Below are 22,504 nucleotides of genomic sequence, written 5' to 3'. Positions count from 1 at the left end.
GGTCAGTTCGCGGCCACTGGGCCCTCGCCCCCGCCCAAGGCGTGGACATAGGCGGCCACGGCCCGGATCTCGGCCTCGGAGAGACGCGCGCTCCACGGGGGCATGACGCCGAAAGGACCGCGGGTGATGATGCGGGTGACCTGTTCGGGGCTGTCGCCGTAAAGCCAGATCGCGTCCGTCAGGTTCGGCGCGCCCTGGGTGCGGTCGCCGCGCGCGTCCTCGCCATGGCAGGACGTGCAATTGTCGGCGAACAGCTGGCCGCCTGCGCCCGCCAGGGGATCGGCACCGCCGGGCAGGGCCCGCACATGGTCGACCAGCGTGGCGATCTGGTCGGGGGCCAGCATCTCGCCAAAGGCGGGCATCTGGGAAAAGCGGGCGTCGGGGTCGTCCTCGTTCCGGATGCCGTGGCGGACGGTGACGGCGATATCCTCGACCATGCCGCCCCACAGCCAGTCGTCATCCAGCAGGTTGGGATAGCCGATCGCGCCGCCCGCCCCCGATCCGTGACACTGAGAGCAGTTGGTCCGAAAGACCGCCGCCCCCGCGTTCATCGCGAATTCCATCAGTTCGGGATTGCGGTCCAGCATGTCCAGGTCGGTCGTGGTCAGCGATTGCCGCATGGCGGCCTGGCTGTCATCGACCTGCCGGATATGGGTCTGCACGTCCGCCCGCGTGGACCAGCCCAATATCCCTTCGGTCGCGCCGTTGATCAACGGCCAGGCCGGATACAGCACCACGTAGATCGCCGCAAAGACGATCGTGGCATAGAAGGTCCACAGCCACCAGCGGGGCAGGGGGTTGTTCAGCTCCTCGATGCCGTCCCAGTTGTGGCCGGTGGTGTCGACGCGTGCGGGGTCATCCTGCTTTCGATGCTTGGTCATGTCGGGTCCTTGGGCTGGCAGTTGCAGCCGGGGCAGCCCTTGCCGCAGCCGGCCACCGGCGGGGGGCTGTCGCGGAAGATGGCGCGGGCCGCCTCGTCATGGGTGTCGCGGGCGCCGGGGCGAAAGGCCCAAAGGCAGGCGCCCAGGAAGAACAGCGTCATGGCCAGCAGCATCCAGCTGTCGGCGAAATGGCGCAGGATCGAATAGGTGTCGTGCATGCTGCGTCCCCCGGTTCAGCGGCTGCCATCGGCCACGAAGGTCGAGAAATCGACCAGCGTGCCCAGCATCTGCAGATAGGCGATCAGCGCATCCATTTCGGTCAGCGCCGGATCGCGGTCGAAATTGCGCACCTGGGCACCGGGATAGCGTTCCAGCAGCCCATCCGTGTCGCCCCAGGGATCGACCTGCACACGCATGTCGGCGCGCGCGTTCGCGATCATGTCGGGGGTATAGGGCACCCCGACCATCGCGTGGGTTTCCAAGAGGTCGCCGATATGGGTGACCTCCAGCTTGGCGCGCGCCAGATAGTCGTATTTGGGCATGACGCTTTCGGGCACGACCGATTGCGGGTCCGACAGGTGGTCGTAATGCCATTCGTCGGAATAGCGGCCGCCGACGCGGGCCACATCCGGGCCGGTGCGCTTCGACCCCCACTGGAAGGGGTGGTCGTACATCGATTCCGCCGCCAGCGAGTAATGGCCATAGCGTTCGACCTCGTCGCGCATGGGACGGATCATCTGGCTGTGGCAGACATAGCAACCCTCGCGGACATAGATGTCGCGGCCGGCCAGCTCCAGGGGCGTATAGGGGCGCATCCCCTCGACCTTCTCGATGGTGTTCTCCAGCCAGAACAGCGGCGCGATTTCCACGATGCCGCCGATGGTGACGACCAGGAATGATCCGACCAGCAGCAGCGTGGCGTTGCGTTCCAGCGTGGCGTGCCGGTCCAGGATGCCACGGCGGCGCCTGGGTTCGGAAGCGTTCGGATCGGGGGTGTTGTGGTCTTGGGTCATGGGGTCACCTTGCCGGAACGGTTGCGATGGCGGGATGGGCCTGGGGCGCGCGGATGGTCATCCACATGTTCCAGACCATCACCAGGCCACCCGCCAGGTAGAGGACGCCGCCCGCGCCGCGCACCACGTACATGGGGAACTTGGCGGCCACGGTGTCGGCAAAGGAATTGACCAGGAAGCCGTTGGCATCGACCTCGCGCCACATCAGGCCCTCCATGATGCCGGTCACCCACATCGACGAGGCGTAGAGAACGATGCCCAACGTCGCCAACCAGAAATGCAGGTTGATGGCTGCCATGGAATGCATTTGCGGACGCCCCCACAGGCGCGGCGTCAGGAAATAGAGGCACCCGAAGGTGATCATCCCGTTCCAGCCAAGCGCGCCGGAATGGACATGGCCGATGGTCCAGTCGGTATAGTGGCTGAGGCTGTTGACCGCGCGGATCGACATCATCGGCCCTTCGAAGGTGGACATGCCATAGAAGGCAAGGCTGGCCACGAACATGCGGATGATCGGATCGGTGCGGATCTTGTCCCAGGCACCCTCCAGCGTCATCAGCCCGTTGATCATGCCGCCCCAGCTGGGCATCCACAGCATGATGGAAAAGACCATGCCAAGCGTCGCCGCCCAATCGGGCAGGGCGGTATAGTGCAGGTGGTGCGGACCCGCCCAGATATAGAGAAAGATCAGCGCCCAGAAGTGGATGATCGACAGCTTGTAGCTGTAGACGGGGCGGCCCGCCTGTTTCGGGACGAAGTAATACATCATCCCCAGGAAACCCGCCGTCAGAAAGAAGCCGACCGCGTTGTGGCCGTACCACCACTGGGTCATGGCATCCTGGACGCCGGCAAAGACCTGGACCGATTTCGATCCCAGGATCGACACGGGGATCGACAGGTTGTTGACCACGTGCAGCATCGCGACCGTCACGATGAAGGCCAGGTAGAACCAGTTCGCGACATAGATGTGGCGCTCTTTGCGCTTCAGGATCGTGCCCATGAAGACGGCCAGATAGGTCAGCCAGACGACGGTCAGCCAGATGTCGACATACCATTCCGGTTCGGCATATTCCTTGGACTGGGTCGATCCCAGCAGGTATCCGGTCGCGGCCAGCACGATGAACAGCTGGTATCCCCAGAAGACGAACCACGCCGCATTGCCGCCCCACAGCCGCGCCGCGCTGGTGCGCTGCACGACATAGAAGGACGTCGCGATCAGTGCGTTGCCCCCGAAGGCAAAGATCACCGCGCTGGTGTGCAGCGGGCGCAGGCGGCCGAAATTGGCGTATCCTTCCGACCAGTCGAAATTCAGCGCCGGAAAGGCCAGCTGAAAGGCGATGAAGGTGCCGACCAGAAAGCCCGCGATGCCCCAGAAGGCGGTGGCGATGACGCCCGCGCGGATGGGGCCGTCCATATAGGTTCCGGCCAAGGGCAAGGCGCGGGGTTCATCGACCCGGCGCAATTCCCACAGACACAATCCGCCCGCGACCAGCATGACGATGATCGCATGCACCGAATAGGCCAGATCGCGCCCAAGGTCTGCTGCCATCGCCGCCAGCAGGGTGATCAGCGCAAGCGTGGCGATCCTTGTAAACTGCATGTCGTCCTCTTGTCGTGGCGCGCCCAAATGGGGGACGCGCCCCGGCAGTCGCACGGGGGACAAGGTCGCTTCCTTGACATGGATCAAACAGCGTCACGAACCCGCCGTCATGGCGGGTAGGTGGAAGGCGTCAGACGATGGGACCGCCATCCCCGTCTTCGCCCGCCTCGGCCGAGAGGGCCTCGAAATCGGGGATCAGGATCTCGCGCGCCTGGGGCAGGTCGATCAGGCCGTCCTTGCGCAGGGCGGTCATCTGGCGGCTGGTGGTCTCGATGGTCAGGCCCAGGTGATCGGCCAGTTCCTCGCGCGTCAGGGGCAGGTTCAGCGTGACGCCGCCGCCCGACACGCGCCCGCCCATCCCCTGCGCCTGCCGCCGCGCCAGGCTGACCAGAAATGCGGCCAGCTTTTCGCGCGCCGTCATGCGGCCCAGGACCACCGCCCAGTCCCGCGCCGCATCCAATTCGTCCAGCGACATGGTCAGCAAGCGGGTGGCGATATGGGGCGTGTCGCGGACCATGCGTTCGAAGGCGCGCCGTTCAAAGCGGCAGATCGTCACCTCGCCCAAGGCCTGCACGTCGAAGGCCGATTGCGCGCGTCCGGGCCGCCCGATGAAATCAGACGGCAGCAGCAGGCCCACGGTCTGGCGGCGCCCGTCTTCCAGCGTGCGCGACATCGTGGCGCAGCCCGACACGATGGATGCGAAGTGATCCAGCGTCTCGCCCGCCGAGGCCAGATGCGCGCCGGCCTGAACCGTCTGATAGGTCTTGACCCGCTCCAGCATCGCCAGTTCGTCGGCGTCGCAATCGGCGCAGACCGCGCGATAGCGGATGGGGCAGTCGTTGCATGCGATGCTGGGGGTCAAACGTGCCATGGGACCGTTTTACAGGGCGCTTTGATCTCGATCAATGTCCGACAGGGGCTGGGGCCGTTAATGCGGGGGACATGACACATGATTCGTTTCATCAGGCCCTGCTGACGGCACGGGCGCCACGCTATACCAGCTATCCTACCGCGGACCGGTTCACCGACGTGGTGGGACCCGCGCTGCACCGTGACTGGCTGCGGGCGATTCCCCCGAGCAGCACGGTGTCGCTCTACGTGCATGTGCCGTTCTGCCGGCGCCTGTGCTGGTTCTGCGCCTGCCGCACCCAAGGGGCGCGCGGCGACGGAGCGCTGGACCGTTACCTGGATTATCTGCACCGCGAGATCGCGTTGATCCGCGGCCTGCTGCCCGACCGTGTCAGGGTGGGGGCGCTGCATCTGGGTGGCGGAACACCCACGATCCTGTCAGCCGACCGGCTGGACCGGCTTGGCGCGATGCTGGGTGATGCCTTCGCCCCCGATGGCGCCCGCGTTTCGGTCGAGATCGACCCCTGCGATTGCGACGATGCGCGGCTGGACGCGCTGATGCGGCTGGGGATGAACCGCGCCTCGATCGGGGTGCAGGATTTCGACGCTTCGGTGCAGGCGGCGATCGGGCGTAGCCAGTCGGCCGAACGCACGGCGCAGATCGTCGCGGATCTGCGCGCGCGCGGCATCGGCAGCATCAACATGGACCTGCTTTACGGCCTGCCGCATCAGACGGGGCGGCGGCTGGCGCGCACGCTGCAGGCGGTGCTGCGGATGCGGCCCGACCGGATCGCGCTTTACGGGTATGCCCATGTGCCCTGGATGGCCCGCAGGCAGGCGCTGATCCCCGAAAATGCCCTGCCGACGGCCCAGGAACGGCTGGACCTGTCCGATCTGGCGCGCGAGATTTTGGTGGCCAGCGACTATGCCCCCGTGGGCATCGACCATTTCGCCCTGCCTGATGACAGCCTGGCGCAGGCAGCGCGGGACGGCTATCTGCGGCGGAACTTTCAGGGTTACACCACCGATCCCGATACCGTTCTGCTGGGCATCGGTCCGTCGGCCATATCCCGCTTTGCCCAAGGTTATGTCCAGAACGCCACCGCCACCGCCGACTGGCAGAAGGCGCTGGACCAAAGCGGACCGGCCACCGCCCGCGGTGTGCAGATGAGCGCACGCGACCATGTCATCGCCGACGTGATCGAGGCGCTGATGTGTCAGGGCCAAGCCGATCTTTTCGCCATCGCGTCGGGCGCGGGGCTGACGGATCATTGCTTGGAACGGGCCGAGGCGGCGCTGGCGCGCTATCCGGGGGCGGGGCAGATGCGGGATGCGGTGCTGGTCCTGTCGGATTTGCGCGTGGCCCGGCTGGTGGCGCAGGTCTTCGACGATGGGGCCGCCGGTGGGGAACGCCGATACAGCTCGGCCAGCTGACGGGACCCGGAACGCCCCTGCCTGCGTTGTTCCGGGCCCGGGACAATTTTAGCGGCCATGCCCTTGCCAATGCGTCCCTGCCACGCGATCCATGGCACCTGCGCACAGGGGTTTCACGATGCTTCGCTTTCTTCATTCCTCGGACCTGCACTTAGGCAAGGCCTTTGGCGGCTATCCCGAAGGCATCCGCAACCGCCTGCGCGAGGCGCGCCATGGGGCCATCGCCCGGCTGGCGCAGGAGGCCCGCGACGGCGGTGCCGACACGGTGCTGCTGGCGGGCGATACATTCGACGCCGAAACCCCCGCGCCCGATACCTTGCGCCATGCGCTGCGCGCGATGGCGGCCCAGACCGACATCCGCTGGATCATGCTGCCCGGCAACCATGACAGCCTGGCTGCGACCGAATTGTGGCGGCGCATCCTGTCGGAGGATCTGCCCAACCTGCAGGTCGTGACCGACGATGCACCGCTGGCGCTGGGCCCCGATGCCATGCTGCTGCCCGCGCCCTGCACGCAGCGCCGTCCCGGTCGCGACCTGACCGCCGCGATGTCGGCACCGACGCCTGAAGGCTGCCTGCGCATCGGGCTGGGCCACGGCGCCATCACCGATTTCACCGCCGAGGAGGGGGCGACGGGCATCATCCCCCCCGATCGCGCCCGCCAGTCCGGTCTGGATTATCTGGCGCTGGGCGACTGGCACGGGCGGATGCAGGTCAGCCCGGACACCTGGTATTGCGGGTCCCCCGAGGCCGACGGCTTCAAGCATGACATGGCCGCGGGTGCGCTGATGGTTACGTTCGACGGGGCGGCAGGGGCCGGTGCGCAGGTGGATGTCGTTCAGACCGGCACCTTGCAGTGGCGCATGCTGCAATTGGACCTGCTGCCGGGCGATGACCCCGTGGCCCGGCTGGAGGCCGAATTGCCCGCCGCGCATCTGCGCCGCGATCTGCTGCTGCGGCTGCATGTCTCGGGGCGTCTGCCCTTGGCCGATCGCAGCACGCTGGAGGCCGGGGCCTTGGCCATCGCCCCCGATTTCGGATGGTTCGACCATGACCTGACGCAGCTGGCCACCGACACGCGCCCCGACGATCTGGACCAGATCGACCATGCGGGCGCCCTGCGCCAGGCCGCCGAAACCCTGCTGGCCGAGGCCCATGACCCCGCCCTGTCCTTGTCCGAGCGCGAGATCTCGGGCAATGCGCTGGCGCGGCTTTATGCCCTGGCGCTGAAAGTGCAATCATGAAGATCCGCGCGATCGAGTTGACCAATATCCGCCGCTTTGCCGGCCAGACCGCCCGGATCGACGATATCGGCGACGGCGTCACCGTCCTGTCGGAACCCAACGAATTCGGCAAATCGACATTCTTCGACGCCCTGCACGCGCTGTTCTTTGAACGCCATCGCGGTGCCAAGGCCGTGGTCAAGGCGCTGCAGCCCCATTCCGGCGGCGCCCCCGAGGTCGCGGTCGAGATCGAGCTGTCCGATGGTCGCTTCCGCATCGAAAAGCGCTGGCTGTCCCGCGCCACCGCCCGCATCCTGCGCGACGGCCGCCTGATCGCCCAGGATGACGAGGCCGAGGCCTGGATCGAGGCGATGATCGGGGTCGGACTTGCCGGCCCTTCGGGGCTGCTTTGGGTGCGCCAGGGGATTCTGGGGCTGGAGCCCGAGGGAAGTTCCGCCAGCGACAGGAACGAACGCGAAAAGGCATTGGGCGCGCGGCGCGACCTTCTGTCTTCGGTGGCGGGCGAGATCGACATGATGACCGGCGGGCGACGTCTGGACAGCGTGGTGGCCCAGGTGGGCGATGCCCTGTCCCGACTAGCCACCGCGACCGGAAAGCCCAAGGCGGGCGGTGAATGGCAGCGCGCCGAGGCCGAGGCCGAGGCGCTGCGCCAGTCGCAGGTGGAGCTGTCGGACAAGGCCGCCCGCCTGTCGGGCGACCTGGCCCGTCGTGCCGAGGTTCAGCGCGACCTGCGCGACCTGGATGACCCGCAGGCCGACGAGCAACGCCGCCAGGCGCTGGACCAGGCCCGCCAAGCGCAGGCCGCCGCTGCCGCCCATGCCGAAAAGCTGGCCGAGGCGCAGCGCGCGCTGAAGCTGGCCGCGATGACCGAGGAAAACACCCAAGGTCAGATCCGACGGTTGCAGGACCTGTCCGAACGCGTCGCCCGTGCGCAGGCCGACATGGTGCAGGCAGGCGAAGCGGCCACCCGCCACGAAACCCGCGCCGAGGATCTGGCATCGGCCGATGCCACTGCCGCCGCCGCCATGAACAAGGCGCAGGCCGAAACCCGCGCCGTCGCCGCGCGGATGGCCCTGGCCCAACGTGCACAGCTGGCGCAGGCAGCGCGCAGGCAGGCCGATCAGCTGGCCCGCAGCCTGACGCGCGCCGAGGCCCTGCGCGCCACGCTTGAAAGTGATCGCGCCGCGCGCGGTCTGCTGATCGTGACCCCCAAGGCGCTGGCCGCCGCCGAGGAAGCCCGCGACCGGCATGAACAGCTGAACGCACAGCTGACGGCCGCCAATGTCAGCATCACCCTGACTTATGATGGCGCGGCGCGGGTCGGCGATGCCTCGGGTCCCCTGTCGGCGGGGCAGCATGTGCTGACCCGGACGCGCGATTTCGATCTGCCGGGTATCGGCACCATGCGCATCCAGCCCGGTCAGGGCGCAGGCGGCGATCAGGACGGCGTCACCAAGGCCGCGCGCCATCTGGACGCCTGTCTGTCCGCCTGCGGGGCCCGGACCCTGAACGAGGCCCGCCACAAGCTGACCGAGGCTCAGCGCCTGGATCAGGCGGTGCAGGGCGCGACCCGCATGTTGGCGGAACTGGCCCCAGACGGGCTGGACGCGTTGCGGCAGGCCCATGCGCGCGCCAGCGCCGATGCCCAGAACGGTGCCGATGCCGAAGCGCCCCCCGAAGATCAGGCCGCGCTGGATGCGCAGATGGCAGCCGCCACACAGGCCGAAGGCGCGGCGCGCGATGCGGCCACGCAGGCCCATGCCGCCTTTCGTGCCGCATCCGAGGCGCGGGCCGTGGCGCGTGCGACCCTGGCCTCGGCCAGCCGCATCCTGGAGGCCGCCCTGGCCGAGGCGGGCGATATGGCGGCCCTGTCCAGCGGCCTGCACGAACTGGGTCAAGAGCTGACCGCCCATCAGGCCCGCAAGGCCGAGGCGCAGGCCCATTGTCAGGCACTGGAACGGTCCGCCCCCGATCAGGGCATGGCCGCAGCCCAGTTGAAGCGCATGGAATCGGTGGTGGCGCAGGCACAGGAACGCCGCACCGCGCTGCGCGAGGAGTTCGCGACGCTGAACGGCTCGATCGGGACGATGGCCGAACAGGGCATCGAGGAACAGCTGGACGAGGTGCAGGGCAGGCTGGTCGCAGCCCAGGCACGCGCGGCGCGTTACGAAACAGAGGTGAAGGCCCTGATCCGCCTGCGCACCGCGCTGGAGGATGCCCGCCGCAATGCCCGCGAGACCTATTTCGGCCCCGTCATGCGGGAGCTGGAACCGCTGCTGGCGGTGCTGCATGCGGGGGCGTCGGTCCGGATCGACGACCAGACGCTGCTGCCGGTGGCGCTGACCCGCGACGGCCAGTCCGAGCCGCTTGAGATCCTGTCGGGCGGCACGCGCGAACAGATCGCCATCCTGACGCGGCTGGCCTTCGCACGGCTGTTCGCGCGCACGGGCATGGCGGTTCCGGTGATCCTGGATGATGCGCTGGTCCACAGCGACGATGACCGGATCGAGGCGATGTTCACCGCCCTGCATCACGTCGCCCGCGATCAGCAGATCATCGTCCTGACCTGCCGCCAGCGGGCCTTCGCGGCGCTTGGCGGCGACAAGGCGCGGGTCAGGATCGCCGCGACATGACGCCGTGCCCGCGTCAGGATGCAGGACAGTCCGTGCCGATATCCCAGTAGAGCCCGGCCATGACCTGCATGGCCTCGCGGCAGACCGGCCTCAGGACATGTTCGTTCGGCGCATGCTGGTTGCAGCCCAGATAGCTGTGCGGGATCCAGATCGTGGGCAGGCCCAGCACGTCGGCAAAGCAGTCGTTGGGCAGCGAACCGGCCAGGTTCGGCAGGACATGGGGTCCTTTCCAGTGGTCCGCTTCAACGAGGCCCGCACATAGGTGACCCATGGATGGTCGGGGTTCAGCCGAGTCGCGCCGAAGATGCCCCGATCGGTCGGCTGGATGCGAACCTTGTCGAAGCCGCGATCATCCAGATGCTGCCGCAGCGCGGGAAGGATGCGGTCGACATCTGTGCCCACCACATAGCGCAGCTGGTAACGCGCCGTGGCAGGGGGCGATGGCGTTCACGGGGGCCTCGGGGATGCCGGCCTTCATGGCCAGGATCGCAAAGCTGTTCCAGCCATAGGCGCGTTCGGCGGGGGTCACGTTCTCCTCGCTCCAATCGGCATCGATCTGCAATTCGCCGTCGGTGCCGATGGGCAGGTCGCGCAGCGCTTCGCGGATGTCGGGAGTCAGGCTGTCGGGGCGCCATTCGGGGATCTGCAGCCTGCCGCGCGCATCGGTGATGGTCGCCAGCGCCTGCGTCAGGATGATCGCCGGATCGGCCAGAAGCCCGCCCCAGTTGCCCGAATGGCGCGCCCCCTCGCGCAGCGACACGACCAGATCGAAGGGCACCCCGCCGCGCGACCCCATGAACATGGTCGGGCGTTCCGCGCTGAGCCGCGGCCCGTCCGAGGCGATCAGTACGTCGGCCTTCAGCGCATTGCGGTGGATCTGCATCATCCGTGACAGGCCGGGGGACCCGATCTCCTCGCTCATCTCGATCACGATCTTGACGTTGAAGCCCAGCCTGCCGCGCACCGCCAGGACGGATCCCAGCGCGGCGATGTTGACCAGGTGCTGCACCTTGTTATCCGCCGCGCCGCGCCCATAAAGCCGGTCTCCGCGTTCGGTCAGGTCTAAGGGATCAAGGTCGTCCTGCCACTGCCCCGCTTGACCCCAGATGACGTCGCCATGGCCATAGGTCAGGATGGTGGGCAGGGACGGGTCCTCGATTCTGGTGCCCAGCAGGATGGGGCCGCCCTTGGCGGGACCGTCGGGATTGTCGTGGATGGCGCAGTCGAAACAGGCAGTGGTCAGGCGCGGCAGGATGGCCTGGGCCAGATCGTCCTGCGACACGTCCCTGCGATCGGGTTCTGGCTTTCGCTGCGATATCCGACCAGATGCGCCAGTTCCGACTGCAGCCGTCCGCTGTCGACGTGATCGGTGGCGCGCGAGACGGCGGCTCCACGGGTCATAATATCTTGTCCTGTCTTGATGGTCCGGTGGGCGGTGCCCTCAGGATGGCACCTGACCGGGCGACAGTCGAGCCGTGGCGTCATCGGGTTCCAGCCAGCACTGCCGGGCGGCCTCGGCCACGGCGCGCAGGGGGTGGGTCAGGTGGGGCGATGCCGTCATCACCCGCAGATCCGGCCCATAGCCCCAATCCGCCGCGCGTGCGGCCTGCGCGGGGGTCATGGGCGGGGCATCGGGATAATCGGCATTGCCATCGCGCATCGCGCCCGCAGGCGGCACGGGCGGCAGATCAAGAAAGCGGAAGATGCCTCGGGTCACCTGCGTGGGGCGCGCGACCAGATCCTCGTACCGGATGACGGCGGCGGCATGCAGCCAAGCCAGATCCTGGCGCAGCCGGTCATGGGCATCCAGCCAGTGGTCGATCAGCGTTTCGGGCGGGTCGGGCAGCCATTTCGCGACGGCCGCCGCGACGGCCTGGGGATGGCGGATGACGATGATGAGTTGCGACAAGGGAAACAGCTGCTGGTAAAGGCGCATCCGCGTCATGTTCACGGGCGATTTCTCCACCCGCCATGGCCGGTCTCGGTCGAACCATGGGTCCCAATCCGCCTGCAGCCGCAGCCGCGTTTCCAGCCGGTTCAACGGGCTGTCTTCGGTCAGGTGCTGGGCGGGATCGGTGGCGAAACGCATGGGCGCGCCGTGGCGAGCGGTATGGGGAATGGCGCCCTGCAGATAGCAGCCCTCGTTTTCGGGGACCGGTGCATCGCGGATCGCGGCGACCCGCGGATGGTCCGCGATCAGCCGCGCGACTAGCGAAGTTCCCGACCGGTGCAGCCCGCCGACGAAGACATATCTGTGATCCAGCCCCATCGTTCATCCCCTCGCCATGCGCCGCCCATGGATAGACATGCCCGTTTGCCGTGCAAGTGCGAAGGGCCGACAGGCGGTTTAACTTTTATCATCGACAAGGGCGTGAACCATGCAGGGTCTGGGGGGGTTCAAGCTGCAGCGGGTCGCAATCGGCCCATTTTCAATCATGAGCAGTTCTGCCACAAGGGGGCCCCGCATGCGGATTCTTCATGTCGCCTTGGGCGGATGCCTGAAGGCTCCGCCCGTCGAATACGGCATTACCGAAGATACCGGCGGGCATATCGCCTATGTCCTGGGGGCGGCGATGGCGCAGGCGCGCGATCCGCGTGTGCGGTCCGTCGATATCGTCACCCGCGCCTTTGGCGACCCGGCGTTGGACCCCGTCCATGCCGACCCCGTTCAGTCCGTCGCGCCCGGCTGCACCATCCGCCGTCTGGTTACCCACGATATGCGTTACCTGAGCAAGGAATCGCTGCAGGCCCATCTGCCGGACCTGTCGCGCGCCTTCTGCGACCTGCTGCGCGGCATGGCGGAACGGCCCGATATCATTCACGCGCATTTCGCGGATGCCGCCATTCTGGCGCGCGCCGCGCAGGCGGAATTCGGGATCGAATGGACCTATACGCCCCATTCGCTGGCCTTGCAAAAGGCGGGGGCCGCCGATTGCCCGCAGCTGCAGGTCCGCATCCAGGCGGAACGTGCGGCCATCGCGGGGGCCGGTGCGATCATCGTGTCGTCGCGCGACGAGGCGGAACGCCAGCTGCTGCCCTATGGCGGCGACAGCGAGGGGCGGACCCATCGCATCAATCCCGGTGTCTCGCTGTATCGCGACCGGGGGCCGGGTGCCGGGCGCGAACTGATCGCACCTTTCCTGCGCGATACGGGAAAGCCGATCCTGCTGGCCATCGCGCGGCCTGTGCGCAAGAAGAACCTGGGCGCCCTGGTCGAGGCCTATGCCGCCAGCCCGGCGTTGCAGGACAGGGCCAACCTGGTGATCGTGGCGGGCCTGCGCCACGGCATCAATGCGGGACCCGAGGAACAGGCAGGCGTGATCCGCGACCTGTTCGACCGCGTGGACCGATATGGTCTGTGGGGCAAGGTGGCGCTGCCGGCGCGCCACGACGGGGCGCAGATCCGGTCGCTCTATGCCTTGGCCGCCGAGGGCGGGGTGTTCGTTAATCCGGCGCTGCACGAACCTTTCGGCCTGACGTTGATCGAGGCGGCGCAGGCCGGCGTTCCGGTGGTGGCCACCTGCGACGGGGGGCCGGTGGACATCCTGCAGCAGCTGGAGGCTGGCAGGTTGGTCGATCCGACCGACCCACAGGACATTGCCGCCGCCTGCCTGCAGATGTTGGACCACCCGCGCCGCGACTGGCTGGCGAAAAAGGCCCGGCACAAGGCGCGCGCGGCTTTCAACTGGGACCGTTGGGCGGCGGCATCGATACAGGTCTATGCCGGTCGGCGTCCGATACGGTCGCGGCAGGACGGCCCAGTCACGCGCATCTTGGCCAGCGATATCGACGGCACCCTGACCGGCTGTGTCCAGTCGGCCAGCCGCTTTGGCACCTGGCACGAGATGCGCCCGCGCGGTCTGATGTTTGCCGTGGCCACTGGCCGGTCCGCCCCCGAGGCGCGGCGCGTGCTGCGCGAATGGCAGTTGCCGGAACCCGACCTGTTCATCACCTCGGTCGGCAGCGAAATCTGGCGCCGCGATGGGCAGGGGGGACTGACACTGTGCGGCGATTACGCCGATCATCTGTCCGGGGATTGGGACCGCGACGGCGTCACGGCCACACTGCAGGGGACGGGCATCGCATGGCAGCCCCATTATGAACAGCGGCGCTGGAAGCTGAGCCTGTTGGGCGATGCCGGGGATGCCACCGCCGTCACGCGGGCCTTGGCGGATGCGGGCTTGGCGGCCCACGTCATCGCCTCGCACGGGCGGTTCATCGACGTGCTGCCGGTCCGGGCGGGCAAGGCCGCAGCCCTGCGTTTCGAGGCCGAGCGTCACGGCCTGTCGCTGGCCCAGTGCATCACCGCAGGTGACAGCGGCAATGACCGCGACATGCTGATCGCCAGCGGTGCATCCATCCTGCCCGCCAATGCCTATGACGAATTGTCGGGCATTACCGGTACGGACATCTTTCGCAGCCGCGACCGCCATGCGGCGGGGGTGCTGGATGGCCTAAGGCGGCTTGGCCTGACCTTGACGCCCAAACCCGAGGTGCAGCATGCGTGACCTGCCCATCCAGCCGCAGCGCCCGTTCGGTTATTTCGTCCATCATCAGGGGCGTGGCCACGCCGAACGCTGTGCCGCCATCGTGAATGCCCTGCCACGGTCGCGGCCCGTGACGGTCTTCTGCGCCGACCCCAAGGTGCTGGGGCCGATGCCCGCCAATGTCACCGTGCAGGCGATCCCGTCCCTGTTCGAACGTACCGGCGCGGAACGGGACATGGACCAGCTGCAGACCCCCGACACGCTGCATTGCGCGCCGGTCGGTTGGCCCGGCATCCGGCAGGCCATGGGCCGGATCGCAGGGTGGTTCGCCAGCGACGATCCCGCCCTGATGATCTGCGATGTCAGCGCCGAGATCGCGCAGCTGTCGCGCATCTGTTCGGTCCCCCATGTCTCGGTTCTGCAGCATGGCGACCGCAGCGATCCCGGCCACCGCGCGACCTATGACGGCGCGGCGGGGATCCTTGCGCCCTTTTCGGCAGCGCTGGCGCAGGATGATTGGGCCCCGTTCCGTCACAAGATGCATTTCGCCGCCGGTCTGGGCGTGTCGGGCGATTTGCCCGACCGGCAGGCGGCGCGGGCGGCATTGGGGCTGGAACCGGGGCGCATGATGGCGCTGGTGCTGTCGGGCGGCGGCGGGACCGGGTTCACCGCGGCCCCGCTTGGCGTCGCGGCGCGCGCCTTTCCGGACTGGCAATGGATCAGCATCGGCAAGCTGCAGGGCGACTGGCACGCGACCCAAGGGGCCAACCTGCACCACAAGGGCTGGGTCGATGACGTCGCCACCCATGTCGCGGCTGCCGATCTGGTGATTTCCTCGACCGGAAACACCACCTGCGCGCAGGTTCTGGGGGCGGGACTGCCTTGGATCGTCGTTCCCGAATGGCGCTATTTCGACGAACAGCTGTGCAAGGCGCAGGCGCTGGCCAAGGCCGGTGCGGCGCTGCACCTGCCGCATCTGCCCTCCAGCGCGCATGCCTGGCGGGCGGCCGTCGACCGGGCCCTGACGGGTCACGACGCAGCAGCCCAAGGTCGGCTGCTGGCCCCCGATCCGGCCAAGGCAACCGCCGCATGGCTGGAAACTCTCTCCGAAGGGTTGTGGGGCACGGCCCTGACCCTTGAAACCACAGGATGACCTGATGACGACCGTATCTGCACTGACCATCGCCGGAGGGCGCGACCAGCATCTGAAGAATGTCATTCGCGGCTTTGCCGAACAGACCCACCGGATCGACGAACTGATCATAGGCGTGATGCAGAACAGCGATTACACCGATCTGCCCGAAACGGATTTTCCCATCCGCCAGATCCGCATGTCGGGGCCCGACCTGTGCATGGCGGCGGCCCGGAATGCGGTGGCCGACGCGGCCCGTGGGGATGTGCTGGTCTTTGTCGATGTCGATTGCATCCCCGCGCCCGATTTCGTCCAGACCTATGTCAACCGCATGCAGGGCCGCATCGGCCTGTTCATGGGCGAGGTGCAATACCTGCCTGCAGGCGGCACCGATGGGGGCTTGGATTTCGACCATTTCGCGACGGTGTCGGTCAAGCATTCCGACCGCCAGGGTCCGCCTGCCAAGGGGATCGCACCCTGCGAGGATTATCGCTGCTTCTGGTCGCTGAACTTCGCGATGCATCGGGGTTGCTGGCAAAAGGGGCCGCGCTTCGACGAACGCTTTACCGGCTATGGCGGCGAGGATACCGATTTCGGGCGCGCCCTGTCCGAGGCGGGCACCCCCATCTGGTGGATCGCCGGCGGGCGCGTCTTTCACCAGTATCACCCCCATTGCATGCCACCGGTCCATCATATGGAATCGGTGATGCGCAATGCCGATCTGTTCGCCCTGAAATGGGGGCATCGCACGATGGAGCATTGGCTTTATGCCTTCCAGCTGATGGGGCTGATCCGCAACGACCCCGATGGGCTTGTCGTCCTGCGCCAGCCCAATCAGGCGGATTTCGACCTGTGCAAGCAGCAATCCGACATGCCCTATGCCAATACCCGCCGGGTGATCGATCACCTGCAGGCCCGTGGTGATTGGACCGTCGAACGCACCCGCCAGGTCGAAAGCGCGCAGGCCGCCATGCTGATGCCCGCCGCCGAATGACCGCGCCGCTGCGGATCGCCCTGCTTGCGCATCCGCGCCACCCCATCGCGCCCCCCTTCATGGGCGGGATGGAGGCGCATGCTTGGTATCTGGCCCACGGTCTGCGGGCGCGGGGCCATGACGTCACCCTGATCGCGGCAGGCGACAGCCGAACCCGCACGGCGCTGCACCCGCTGATGGACCGCCACTACGATGCCGACCTGCCGTGGCACCAGTTTCATGGTACCGCACGGCTGAACGCCTATCTGGACGACAACCATGACCGTGCATTGCAGTGGATCATGGGGCAGGGGTTCGACGTCATCCACAATAACGGCCTGCACCGGTTTCCGCCGCGGATGTCGCGACGGCATCGGATGCCCATGGTGACATCCCTGCATGTGCCGCCCTTTGACGCGCTGCTGCGCGCGATGCGCGACAGCGTCGCGCCGTGGCATCAGGTCACGGCCTGTTCGCGGACCCATCTGGCGGAATACTGGCCGGATGGCGCGCCGCCGTCGTGCCATGTCGTGCCGAACGGGATCGACATGGGCGACTGGCCCTTTGCGCCGAAGGGACAGGGTCATGCCATCTGGGCGGGTCGCATCACGCCCAACAAGGGTACCCATCTGGCCATTCGCGCTGCCAGGCGGGCCGGGGTGCCGCTGATGATCTTCGGCACGATCGAGGACCGCGACTATTTCGACAGCCAGATCCGTTCCGAATTGAATGGCGATATCCGGTTTGGCGGCCACCTGACGGGGCGGGTCTTGGCGGTCGAATACGGTCGCGCCTCGGTCATGCTGTTCACGCCGCAATGGAACGAACCCTTTGGCCTGACCGCGCTGGAGGCGATGGCCTGCGGCACGCCCGTCGCCGCCATCCGCATGGGGGCCGTGGCCGAGGTGATTGGTTCTGCCGGCAGCTATGCCGCGCCCGACGGGCATGATCTGGATCTTGCGATGCTGCGCGCCATGCAGGTGCCGCGCGCCGCCGTTCGGGATCGTGCCGCGCGGCTGTTCGGGATGGACGCGATGCTGGACCGCTATGACGCGCTGTACAGGACCGCCATCGCCAACCGGAACGCCCCCGCGCCGCCGGTCGATTACGCGGCCATCGAACTGCCGCCCCATTTGGGTCACGCGGGGCGGGTGGCGTCAGATGATGCCGCCGTCCAGGACCGTCTCGTGCGTCAGGCGCGCCAGCAATTCCAGTGAGGGCTGAGTCGGCCCCGCCTGCCTGCGGGTCATGCCGACTGCGCCCGACAGGAAACCCGCCCCGGTTTCCCATTGCACCAGGTCGCCGCGGTCCAGCTCATCCTCGACCACCCCGCGAGAGATGAACCACAGCGCGTCCGACCCTGCCAGGATGCCGCGTCCCACAGCCAAGGCGGCGGTTTCGAATGCCGGTTGGACCGAGGCCAGGTTGCGGGCCAGCAGATATTCGTCCACCGCCCGCCGGATCAGTGCATCCGCAGGCGGCAGGATCAGCGGACATTGTGCCAGGACCTGCGCCACGGGCCGCCCCCGCATGGGATGATGCGCCCCCGAGACAAGCACGATGCGGTCTTCGTACAGATGTTCGAAGCGCAGCCCCGCCATGTCATTGGCTGCGGGCATCCGGCCGATCATCAGGTCGATCCCGCCTTCGCGCAGCAGGCGGACCAGATGGGGATGCGGCCCCGTCTCGACCGACAGCGTCACCCGCGGTGCCGCCTCCCGGAACCGCAGCGCGACGCGCGGGAACAGCCGCGTCGCCGCTGTCGGCAGCACGCCGACCCGCAGCCTCCCCCCATGGCCCGACGGATGCAGCGCCTCGGCCCCGGCCTCCAGCATCTGCAGCGCGGCGGCGGCGTGGCGGCGGAACAGCACGCCGCTGTCGGTCAGGACCAGCCGCCGCTTTTCGCGCAGGAACAGCGTCGCCCCCAGCAGATCCTCCAGCTCTGCCAGGGTGCGCGACAGGGCGGGCTGGGTGATGCCCTGCGCCCGGGCGACGGCGGACAGCGTGCCATTGGCGGCGATGTCCAGAAAGGCGCGGATATGGCGCAGCTTGATCGCGGGATGCATAATCATACGGGCATGAACCAAAGCGTATTTGGCATTATCTGCGGGTTTTTCTTTGTGCCACGTTATGGACAGGAGGAGCCCTTATGCAAGTCTTGAACCGCGCCGATGGTGCGTTGCATTACCGTATCGACGGCCCGGACGGGGCGCCGGTGGTGATCTTTTCCAATTCCCTGGGGACGGATCTGCGGCTGTGGGACGCGCTTTTGCCGCTGCTTCCGCAGGGATTGCGCTATCTGCGCTATGACAAGCAGGGGCACGGGCTGTCCGATCTGTGGCGGGCCGACCGGTTGCAGGATCATGCCGACGATGCCATGGCCCTGATCCGCGACGTGGCGCAGGGGCCGGTGGTCTTCGTGGGCCTGTCGATCGGCGGGCTGATCGGCCAGCGGGTCGCCAGCCAGCATCCCGACCTGGTCCGCGCGCTGGTCCTGTCGAACACCGCCGCCAGGCTGGGAACCGCCGAGGGGTGGCAGGATCGCGTCGACGCGGTCCGTCGTGACGGTCTGCCCGCGATGGCCGATGGCATCATGCAGCGCTGGTTCGGCCCCGACTTCCGCAGCACGCCCCAGGTGGCGCCTTGGCGCAACATGCTGGCCCGCACCGCACCAGAAGCCTATGTCGCGGCCTGCCACGCGCTGGCGGGTGCCGACCAGACGCAGGCCACCGCCGCGCTGGACCTGCCGACCGCCGTCATCGCCGGGTCCGAGGATGGAGCCTCGCCCCCCGATCTGGTGCATGGGACCGCCACGCTGATCAAGGGCGCCAGCTTCGACATCATTCCCGGCGCGGGTCACCTGCCATGCGTGGAAACCCCCGCCGCCCATGCCGCGATCATTGCCCCATTTCTGGAAAGGCACGCCCGATGACCGAACTGACCGACAAGGGCATGGCGATCCGCCGCCGCGTTCTGGGCGGCGATCACGTCGCCCGCGCCGAGGCGCAGAAGACCGCCTTCGACGCACCCTTCCAATCGCTGATCGCGGATGCCGCATGGGGCCATGTCTGGGCGCGCGACACGATCACCCTGCGCGAACGGTCGATGATGACCATCGCGTTGCTGGCGGGTCTTGGCAATGACGGCGAGCTGGCGCTGCATCTGCGGTCCATCCCCAACACCGGCGCCAGCCGCGACGACGTGATCGAGGCATTGCTGCACGTCGCCATCTATGCCGGTGTTCCGCGCGCCAACCACGCGATCGCGATGGCCCGGGACATCTTTGCCCAGCAGGACGCCGAACAGGAGAACGCCCGATGACCGGCCCGCTTTACCAACGCGACCGCCAATGGCACCCGCCCGCGCTGACGCCCGACTACAAGACCTCGGTCGCGCGATCGCCGCGGCTGGCGCAGCTGTCGCTGGAAGGGGGGACCTGCGAGTTGACCGGCCCGACCTTCGGGCATGGCGATATCGACGCCCATGACAACAACCTGATCGTGAACTATGCCAAGACCGGCGATGCGATCGGCGAACGCATCCTGGTTCATGGCCGCGTCTTGGACGAGGATGCGCGTCCGGTCCCGAATACCTTGGTCGAGATCTGGCAGGCCAATGCGGGCGGGCGATATCGTCACAAGAAGGACCATTACCTGGCGCCCATCGATCCGAATTTTGGGGGCTGCGGGCGCACCCTGACCGACGATCAGGGGCGGTACCATTTCCTGACGATCAAGCCCGGCGCCTATCCGTGGCGCAACTGGGTCAACAACTGGCGGCCCGCGCATATCCATGTCTCGGTCTTCGGGACATCCTTCGCGCAGCGCCTGATCACCCAGCTGTATTTCGAAGGTGACCCGCTGATCGCGCAATGCCCCATCGTGAAATCCATCCCCGATCCGCGCGCCATCGACAGCCTGATCGCGCCGCTGGATCTGAACGCCGCCGCGCCCCTGGATCACCTGGCCTACAAGTTCGACATCGTGCTGCGGGGTCGCCGTTCGACCCTGTTCGAAAACCGACCCGAGGGGAACTGACATGCCGCAACCCTTGCAATACCTGAAGGAAACGCCCTCGCAGACGGCGGGACCCTATGTCCATATCGGTCTGGCACCCGCCGCCGCCGGTTTCGACATCTATCGCCGGGAACTGGGCACGCAGATCGCCGCGGATGACACACCCGGTCCGCGCGTGCGGATCACGGGCCGGGTCATCGACGGCATGGGCGCACCGGTCAAGGACGTCCTGATCGAGATCTGGCAGGCGGATGCCAACGGCATCTATCCCCATCCCGGCGATCCCCGCCACGCCGATGCCGCCCCCGGCTTTCGCGGCTTTGCCCGTGTCATCCCCGATTTCGACAGCGGCGAATTTACCATCGACACGATCAAGCCCGGTTCCGTGCCGATGAAGGGCGGTGCCGTGGCCGCGCCGCACCTGAACCTGTGGCTGGTCGCGCGGGGGATCAACCTGGGCCTCTCGACCCGGCTCTATTTCGGGGATGAGGACAACTCGGCCGATCCGGTCATGAACCTGATCGAACAGGTCGACCGCCGCCGGACGCTGATCGCGGAAAAGACCGCCGACGGTGTCTATCGCTTTGACATTCGCCTGCAGGGCGACAACGAGACGGTGTTTATGGATGTCTGACAATGCTTGCATCATCTGCGTGGCCATCACCGGGTCCTTGCCCGGCAAGGACAACAACCCGGCCGTGCCCATCACCATCGAGGAACAGATCGAATCCACGCAAGAGGCCTTCGAGGCCGGCGCGACCATCGCCCATTGCCATGTCCGTGACGACGCGGGCAAGCCCACCAGCGACCCCGACCGCTTTGCCCGCCTGCTGGAAGGATTGCGCCGCCATTGTCCTGGCATGATCGTGCAGCTGTCCACCGGCGGCCGGTCCGGGGCAGGGCGCGACCGCGGAGGCATGCTGCGGCTGTCGCCGGACATGGCATCCCTTGCGGTCGGGTCGAACAATTTCCCGAACCGGGTCTATGAGAACAGCCCCGAACTGGTCGACTGGCTGGCAGCCGAAATGGCCGCGCATGGCGTGATGCCCGAAATCGAGGCCTTCGATCTGTCCCACATCCTGCAGGCCGCGATCATGCACAAGGACGGGCGCCTGCCCAACCGCCCCTATGTGCAGTTCGTCATGGGCGTCAAGAACGCGATGCCGGTCGATCGTGATGTCTTCGATTACTATATCCACACCGTCAAGCGGCTGTTTGGCCAAGACGTGCCTTGGTGCGCTGCGGGTATCGGTCCCAACCAGATCGTGCTGAACGAATGGGCGATTTCGTCGGGCGGCCATGCGCGAACGGGTCTGGAAGACAATGTCCGCATTGACCGCGACACGCTGGCACCGTCGAATGCGGCCCTGGTGCGTCGCGCGGTAGATCTGTGCGACAAATACGAACGCCCCGTCGCGACTTGGCAGCAGGCGCGCGGCATCCTGGGCCTGACTGAAAGGGGATCGGCATGAAGAAGGTTTACGGGACGGCGTCGGAGGCGCTTGAGGGTGTCTTGCATGACGGGATGTTCATCGCGGCGGGGGGTTTTGGCCTTTGCGGCATTCCCGAGCTGCTGATCGCGGCGATCCGGGACGCGGGCACGAAGGATCTGACCGTCGCCAGCAACAATTGCGGCATCGACGATTTCGGGCTGGGGATCCTGTTGCAGACCCGCCAGATCCGCAAGATGATCAGCAGCTATGTCGGCGAAAACGCGGAATTCATGCGCCAATACCTGTCGAAGGAGCTGGAGCTGGAGTTCAACCCCCAGGGCACCTTGGCCGAACGCATGCGCGCCGGCGGCAGCGGCATCGCGGGCTTCTATACCAAGACCGGCGTCGGCACGATGATCGCCGAAGGCAAAGAGCACAAGGATTTCGACGGCCAGACCCATATCCTGGAACGCGGCATCGTGGCGGACCTGTCGATCGTGAAGGCCTGGAAGGCCGATGACACCGGCAACCTGGTCTTCCGCAAGACGGCGCGCAACTTCAACCCGCCCGCCGCCATGTGTGGGCGCATCTGCGTCGCCGAGGTCGAGGAGATCGTCCCACGCGGCAGCCTGGACCCCGACCAGATCCACCTGCCGGGCATCTATGTCCACCGCATCGTGCAGGGCCAACACGAAAAGCGCATCGAACAGCGCACCACCCGCAAGCAGGAGGTCGCGTGATGACCGAGGCACCCAAGGGCTGGGACCGCAACCGCATGGCCGCCCGCGCGGCGCAGGAGCTGGAAGACGG

Annotated in this window: 22 protein-coding genes and 1 pseudogene; 13 read left to right on the top strand and 10 right to left on the bottom strand. The window is 67.1% G+C overall.

What is annotated here, in order from left to right; genetic code table 11:
* Positions 1 to 2 precede the first annotated feature (2 nt).
* The 5 genes from ccoP to fnrL form a co-directional block, all read right to left on the bottom strand.
* Entirely contained in the window at positions 3 to 881 is an 879-nt protein-coding gene (gene ccoP, locus DKT70_RS12750; RefSeq protein WP_111559500.1) for a cytochrome-c oxidase, cbb3-type subunit III, read from the bottom strand.
* Positions 878 to 1,099: a CcoQ/FixQ family Cbb3-type cytochrome c oxidase assembly chaperone gene (locus DKT70_RS12745; RefSeq protein WP_072296917.1), complete on the bottom strand. Its 222-nt coding sequence runs from the start codon at positions 1,097 to 1,099 to the stop codon at positions 878 to 880. The genes ccoP and DKT70_RS12745 overlap by 4 nt, the downstream gene beginning before the upstream one ends.
* Before the next feature lie 15 nt (positions 1,100 to 1,114).
* The gene (ccoO, locus tag DKT70_RS12740; protein WP_111559499.1) at positions 1,115 to 1,894 is read right to left on the bottom strand and encodes a cytochrome-c oxidase, cbb3-type subunit II; all 780 of its coding nucleotides are present in this window, start codon (positions 1,892 to 1,894) and stop codon (positions 1,115 to 1,117) included.
* 4 nt (positions 1,895 to 1,898) lie between these two features.
* Positions 1,899 to 3,494 carry a cytochrome-c oxidase, cbb3-type subunit I gene (ccoN, locus tag DKT70_RS12735; protein WP_111559498.1) on the bottom strand — a complete coding sequence of 532 codons (1,596 nt, stop codon included), beginning with the start codon at positions 3,492 to 3,494 and terminating at the stop codon, positions 1,899 to 1,901.
* A 130-nt stretch (positions 3,495 to 3,624) separates the two neighbouring features.
* Positions 3,625 to 4,365 carry a transcriptional regulator FnrL gene (fnrL, locus tag DKT70_RS12730; protein WP_111559497.1) on the bottom strand — a complete coding sequence of 247 codons (741 nt, stop codon included), beginning with the start codon at positions 4,363 to 4,365 and terminating at the stop codon, positions 3,625 to 3,627.
* A 71-nt stretch (positions 4,366 to 4,436) separates the two neighbouring features.
* Between fnrL and hemN the strand changes: the two genes are divergently transcribed.
* The 3 genes and pseudogenes from hemN to DKT70_RS12715 all read left to right on the top strand — a co-directional run bounded on the left by hemN (position 4,437) and on the right by DKT70_RS12715 (position 9,653).
* Entirely contained in the window at positions 4,437 to 5,777 is a 1,341-nt protein-coding gene (hemN, locus tag DKT70_RS12725) for an oxygen-independent coproporphyrinogen III oxidase (protein ID WP_111559496.1), read from the top strand.
* 91 nt (positions 5,778 to 5,868) lie between these two features.
* Positions 5,869 to 6,165: pseudogene (locus DKT70_RS18825) on the top strand (metallophosphoesterase family protein); the annotation flags it as partial.
* An 851-nt stretch (positions 6,166 to 7,016) separates the two neighbouring features.
* Entirely contained in the window at positions 7,017 to 9,653 is a 2,637-nt protein-coding gene (locus DKT70_RS12715) for an AAA family ATPase (protein WP_111559494.1), read from the top strand.
* A 13-nt stretch (positions 9,654 to 9,666) separates the two neighbouring features.
* On the opposite strand, the gene DKT70_RS18750 is transcribed toward DKT70_RS12715, so the two are convergent.
* The 4 genes from DKT70_RS18750 to DKT70_RS12705 form a co-directional block, all read right to left on the bottom strand.
* A complete protein-coding gene (locus DKT70_RS18750) occupies positions 9,667 to 9,924 on the bottom strand; it encodes a hypothetical protein (protein WP_325048043.1) in 258 nt (85 codons plus the stop codon).
* Positions 9,925 to 10,002: 78 nt separating this feature from the next.
* Positions 10,003 to 10,935, bottom strand: a complete 933-nt coding sequence (locus DKT70_RS12710) for a M20/M25/M40 family metallo-hydrolase (RefSeq protein WP_325048042.1) — start codon at positions 10,933 to 10,935, stop codon at positions 10,003 to 10,005.
* Positions 10,893 to 11,054 (bottom strand): hypothetical protein, encoded by a 162-nt coding sequence (locus tag DKT70_RS18745; protein ID WP_325048041.1) that lies wholly within the window; start codon positions 11,052 to 11,054, stop codon positions 10,893 to 10,895. The genes DKT70_RS12710 and DKT70_RS18745 overlap by 43 nt, the downstream gene beginning before the upstream one ends.
* Positions 11,055 to 11,094: 40 nt before the next feature.
* A complete protein-coding gene (locus tag DKT70_RS12705; RefSeq protein WP_111559493.1) occupies positions 11,095 to 11,922 on the bottom strand; it encodes a sulfotransferase family protein in 828 nt (275 codons plus the stop codon).
* A 196-nt stretch (positions 11,923 to 12,118) separates the two neighbouring features.
* Between DKT70_RS12705 and DKT70_RS12700 the strand changes: the two genes are divergently transcribed.
* From DKT70_RS12700 to DKT70_RS12685, 4 genes are read left to right on the top strand one after another with little or no spacing between them, the layout of a single operon-like run.
* Positions 12,119 to 14,161, top strand: coding sequence for an HAD family hydrolase (locus DKT70_RS12700; RefSeq protein WP_233490561.1), 2,043 nt, complete (start codon positions 12,119 to 12,121; stop codon positions 14,159 to 14,161).
* Positions 14,154 to 15,293 (top strand): glycosyltransferase, encoded by a 1,140-nt coding sequence (locus tag DKT70_RS12695; RefSeq protein ID WP_111559492.1) that lies wholly within the window; start codon positions 14,154 to 14,156, stop codon positions 15,291 to 15,293. The genes DKT70_RS12700 and DKT70_RS12695 overlap by 8 nt, the downstream gene beginning before the upstream one ends.
* 4 nt (positions 15,294 to 15,297) lie before the next feature.
* Positions 15,298 to 16,266: a glycosyltransferase family 2 protein gene (locus tag DKT70_RS12690; protein ID WP_111559491.1), complete on the top strand. Its 969-nt coding sequence runs from the start codon at positions 15,298 to 15,300 to the stop codon at positions 16,264 to 16,266.
* Complete coding sequence (locus DKT70_RS12685) at positions 16,263 to 17,462, top strand: glycosyltransferase (RefSeq protein WP_199559592.1); 1,200 nt, start codon at positions 16,263 to 16,265, stop codon at positions 17,460 to 17,462. Before DKT70_RS12690 ends, DKT70_RS12685 begins: the two co-directional genes overlap by 4 nt.
* Here DKT70_RS12685 and DKT70_RS12680 read toward each other — a convergent pair.
* The gene (locus DKT70_RS12680) at positions 17,403 to 18,311 is read right to left on the bottom strand and encodes a LysR substrate-binding domain-containing protein (protein WP_233490560.1); all 909 of its coding nucleotides are present in this window, start codon (positions 18,309 to 18,311) and stop codon (positions 17,403 to 17,405) included. The genes DKT70_RS12685 and DKT70_RS12680 overlap by 60 nt on opposite strands.
* Before the next feature lie 83 nt (positions 18,312 to 18,394).
* Between DKT70_RS12680 and pcaD the strand changes: the two genes are divergently transcribed.
* Genes pcaD through DKT70_RS12650 form a run of 6 tightly spaced genes read left to right on the top strand, consistent with a single transcriptional unit; the run spans position 18,395 to position 22,434 of the window.
* Positions 18,395 to 19,177: a 3-oxoadipate enol-lactonase gene (gene pcaD, locus DKT70_RS12675; protein ID WP_111559489.1), complete on the top strand. Its 783-nt coding sequence runs from the start codon at positions 18,395 to 18,397 to the stop codon at positions 19,175 to 19,177.
* Positions 19,174 to 19,566 carry a 4-carboxymuconolactone decarboxylase gene (pcaC, locus tag DKT70_RS12670; RefSeq protein WP_111559488.1) on the top strand — a complete coding sequence of 131 codons (393 nt, stop codon included), beginning with the start codon at positions 19,174 to 19,176 and terminating at the stop codon, positions 19,564 to 19,566. The genes pcaD and pcaC overlap by 4 nt, the downstream gene beginning before the upstream one ends.
* A complete protein-coding gene (pcaH, locus tag DKT70_RS12665) occupies positions 19,563 to 20,282 on the top strand; it encodes a protocatechuate 3,4-dioxygenase subunit beta (protein WP_111559487.1) in 720 nt (239 codons plus the stop codon). The genes pcaC and pcaH overlap by 4 nt, the downstream gene beginning before the upstream one ends.
* A 1-nt stretch (position 20,283) precedes the next feature.
* Positions 20,284 to 20,895 carry a protocatechuate 3,4-dioxygenase subunit alpha gene (gene pcaG / locus DKT70_RS12660; protein WP_111559486.1) on the top strand — a complete coding sequence of 204 codons (612 nt, stop codon included), beginning with the start codon at positions 20,284 to 20,286 and terminating at the stop codon, positions 20,893 to 20,895.
* Positions 20,888 to 21,733 (top strand): BKACE family enzyme, encoded by an 846-nt coding sequence (locus DKT70_RS12655; RefSeq protein ID WP_111559485.1) that lies wholly within the window; start codon positions 20,888 to 20,890, stop codon positions 21,731 to 21,733. Before pcaG ends, DKT70_RS12655 begins: the two co-directional genes overlap by 8 nt.
* Positions 21,730 to 22,434 carry a CoA transferase subunit A gene (locus DKT70_RS12650; protein ID WP_111559484.1) on the top strand — a complete coding sequence of 235 codons (705 nt, stop codon included), beginning with the start codon at positions 21,730 to 21,732 and terminating at the stop codon, positions 22,432 to 22,434. Before DKT70_RS12655 ends, DKT70_RS12650 begins: the two co-directional genes overlap by 4 nt.
* Positions 22,435 to 22,504 lie beyond the last annotated feature (70 nt).

This window comes from Paracoccus sediminilitoris, from assembly GCF_003259195.1.
GTDB lineage: Bacteria > Pseudomonadota > Alphaproteobacteria > Rhodobacterales > Rhodobacteraceae > Paracoccus > Paracoccus sediminilitoris.
Note: the sequence above shows the minus strand (reverse complement) of the source record. Positions and strands in the feature narration are given on the sequence as shown.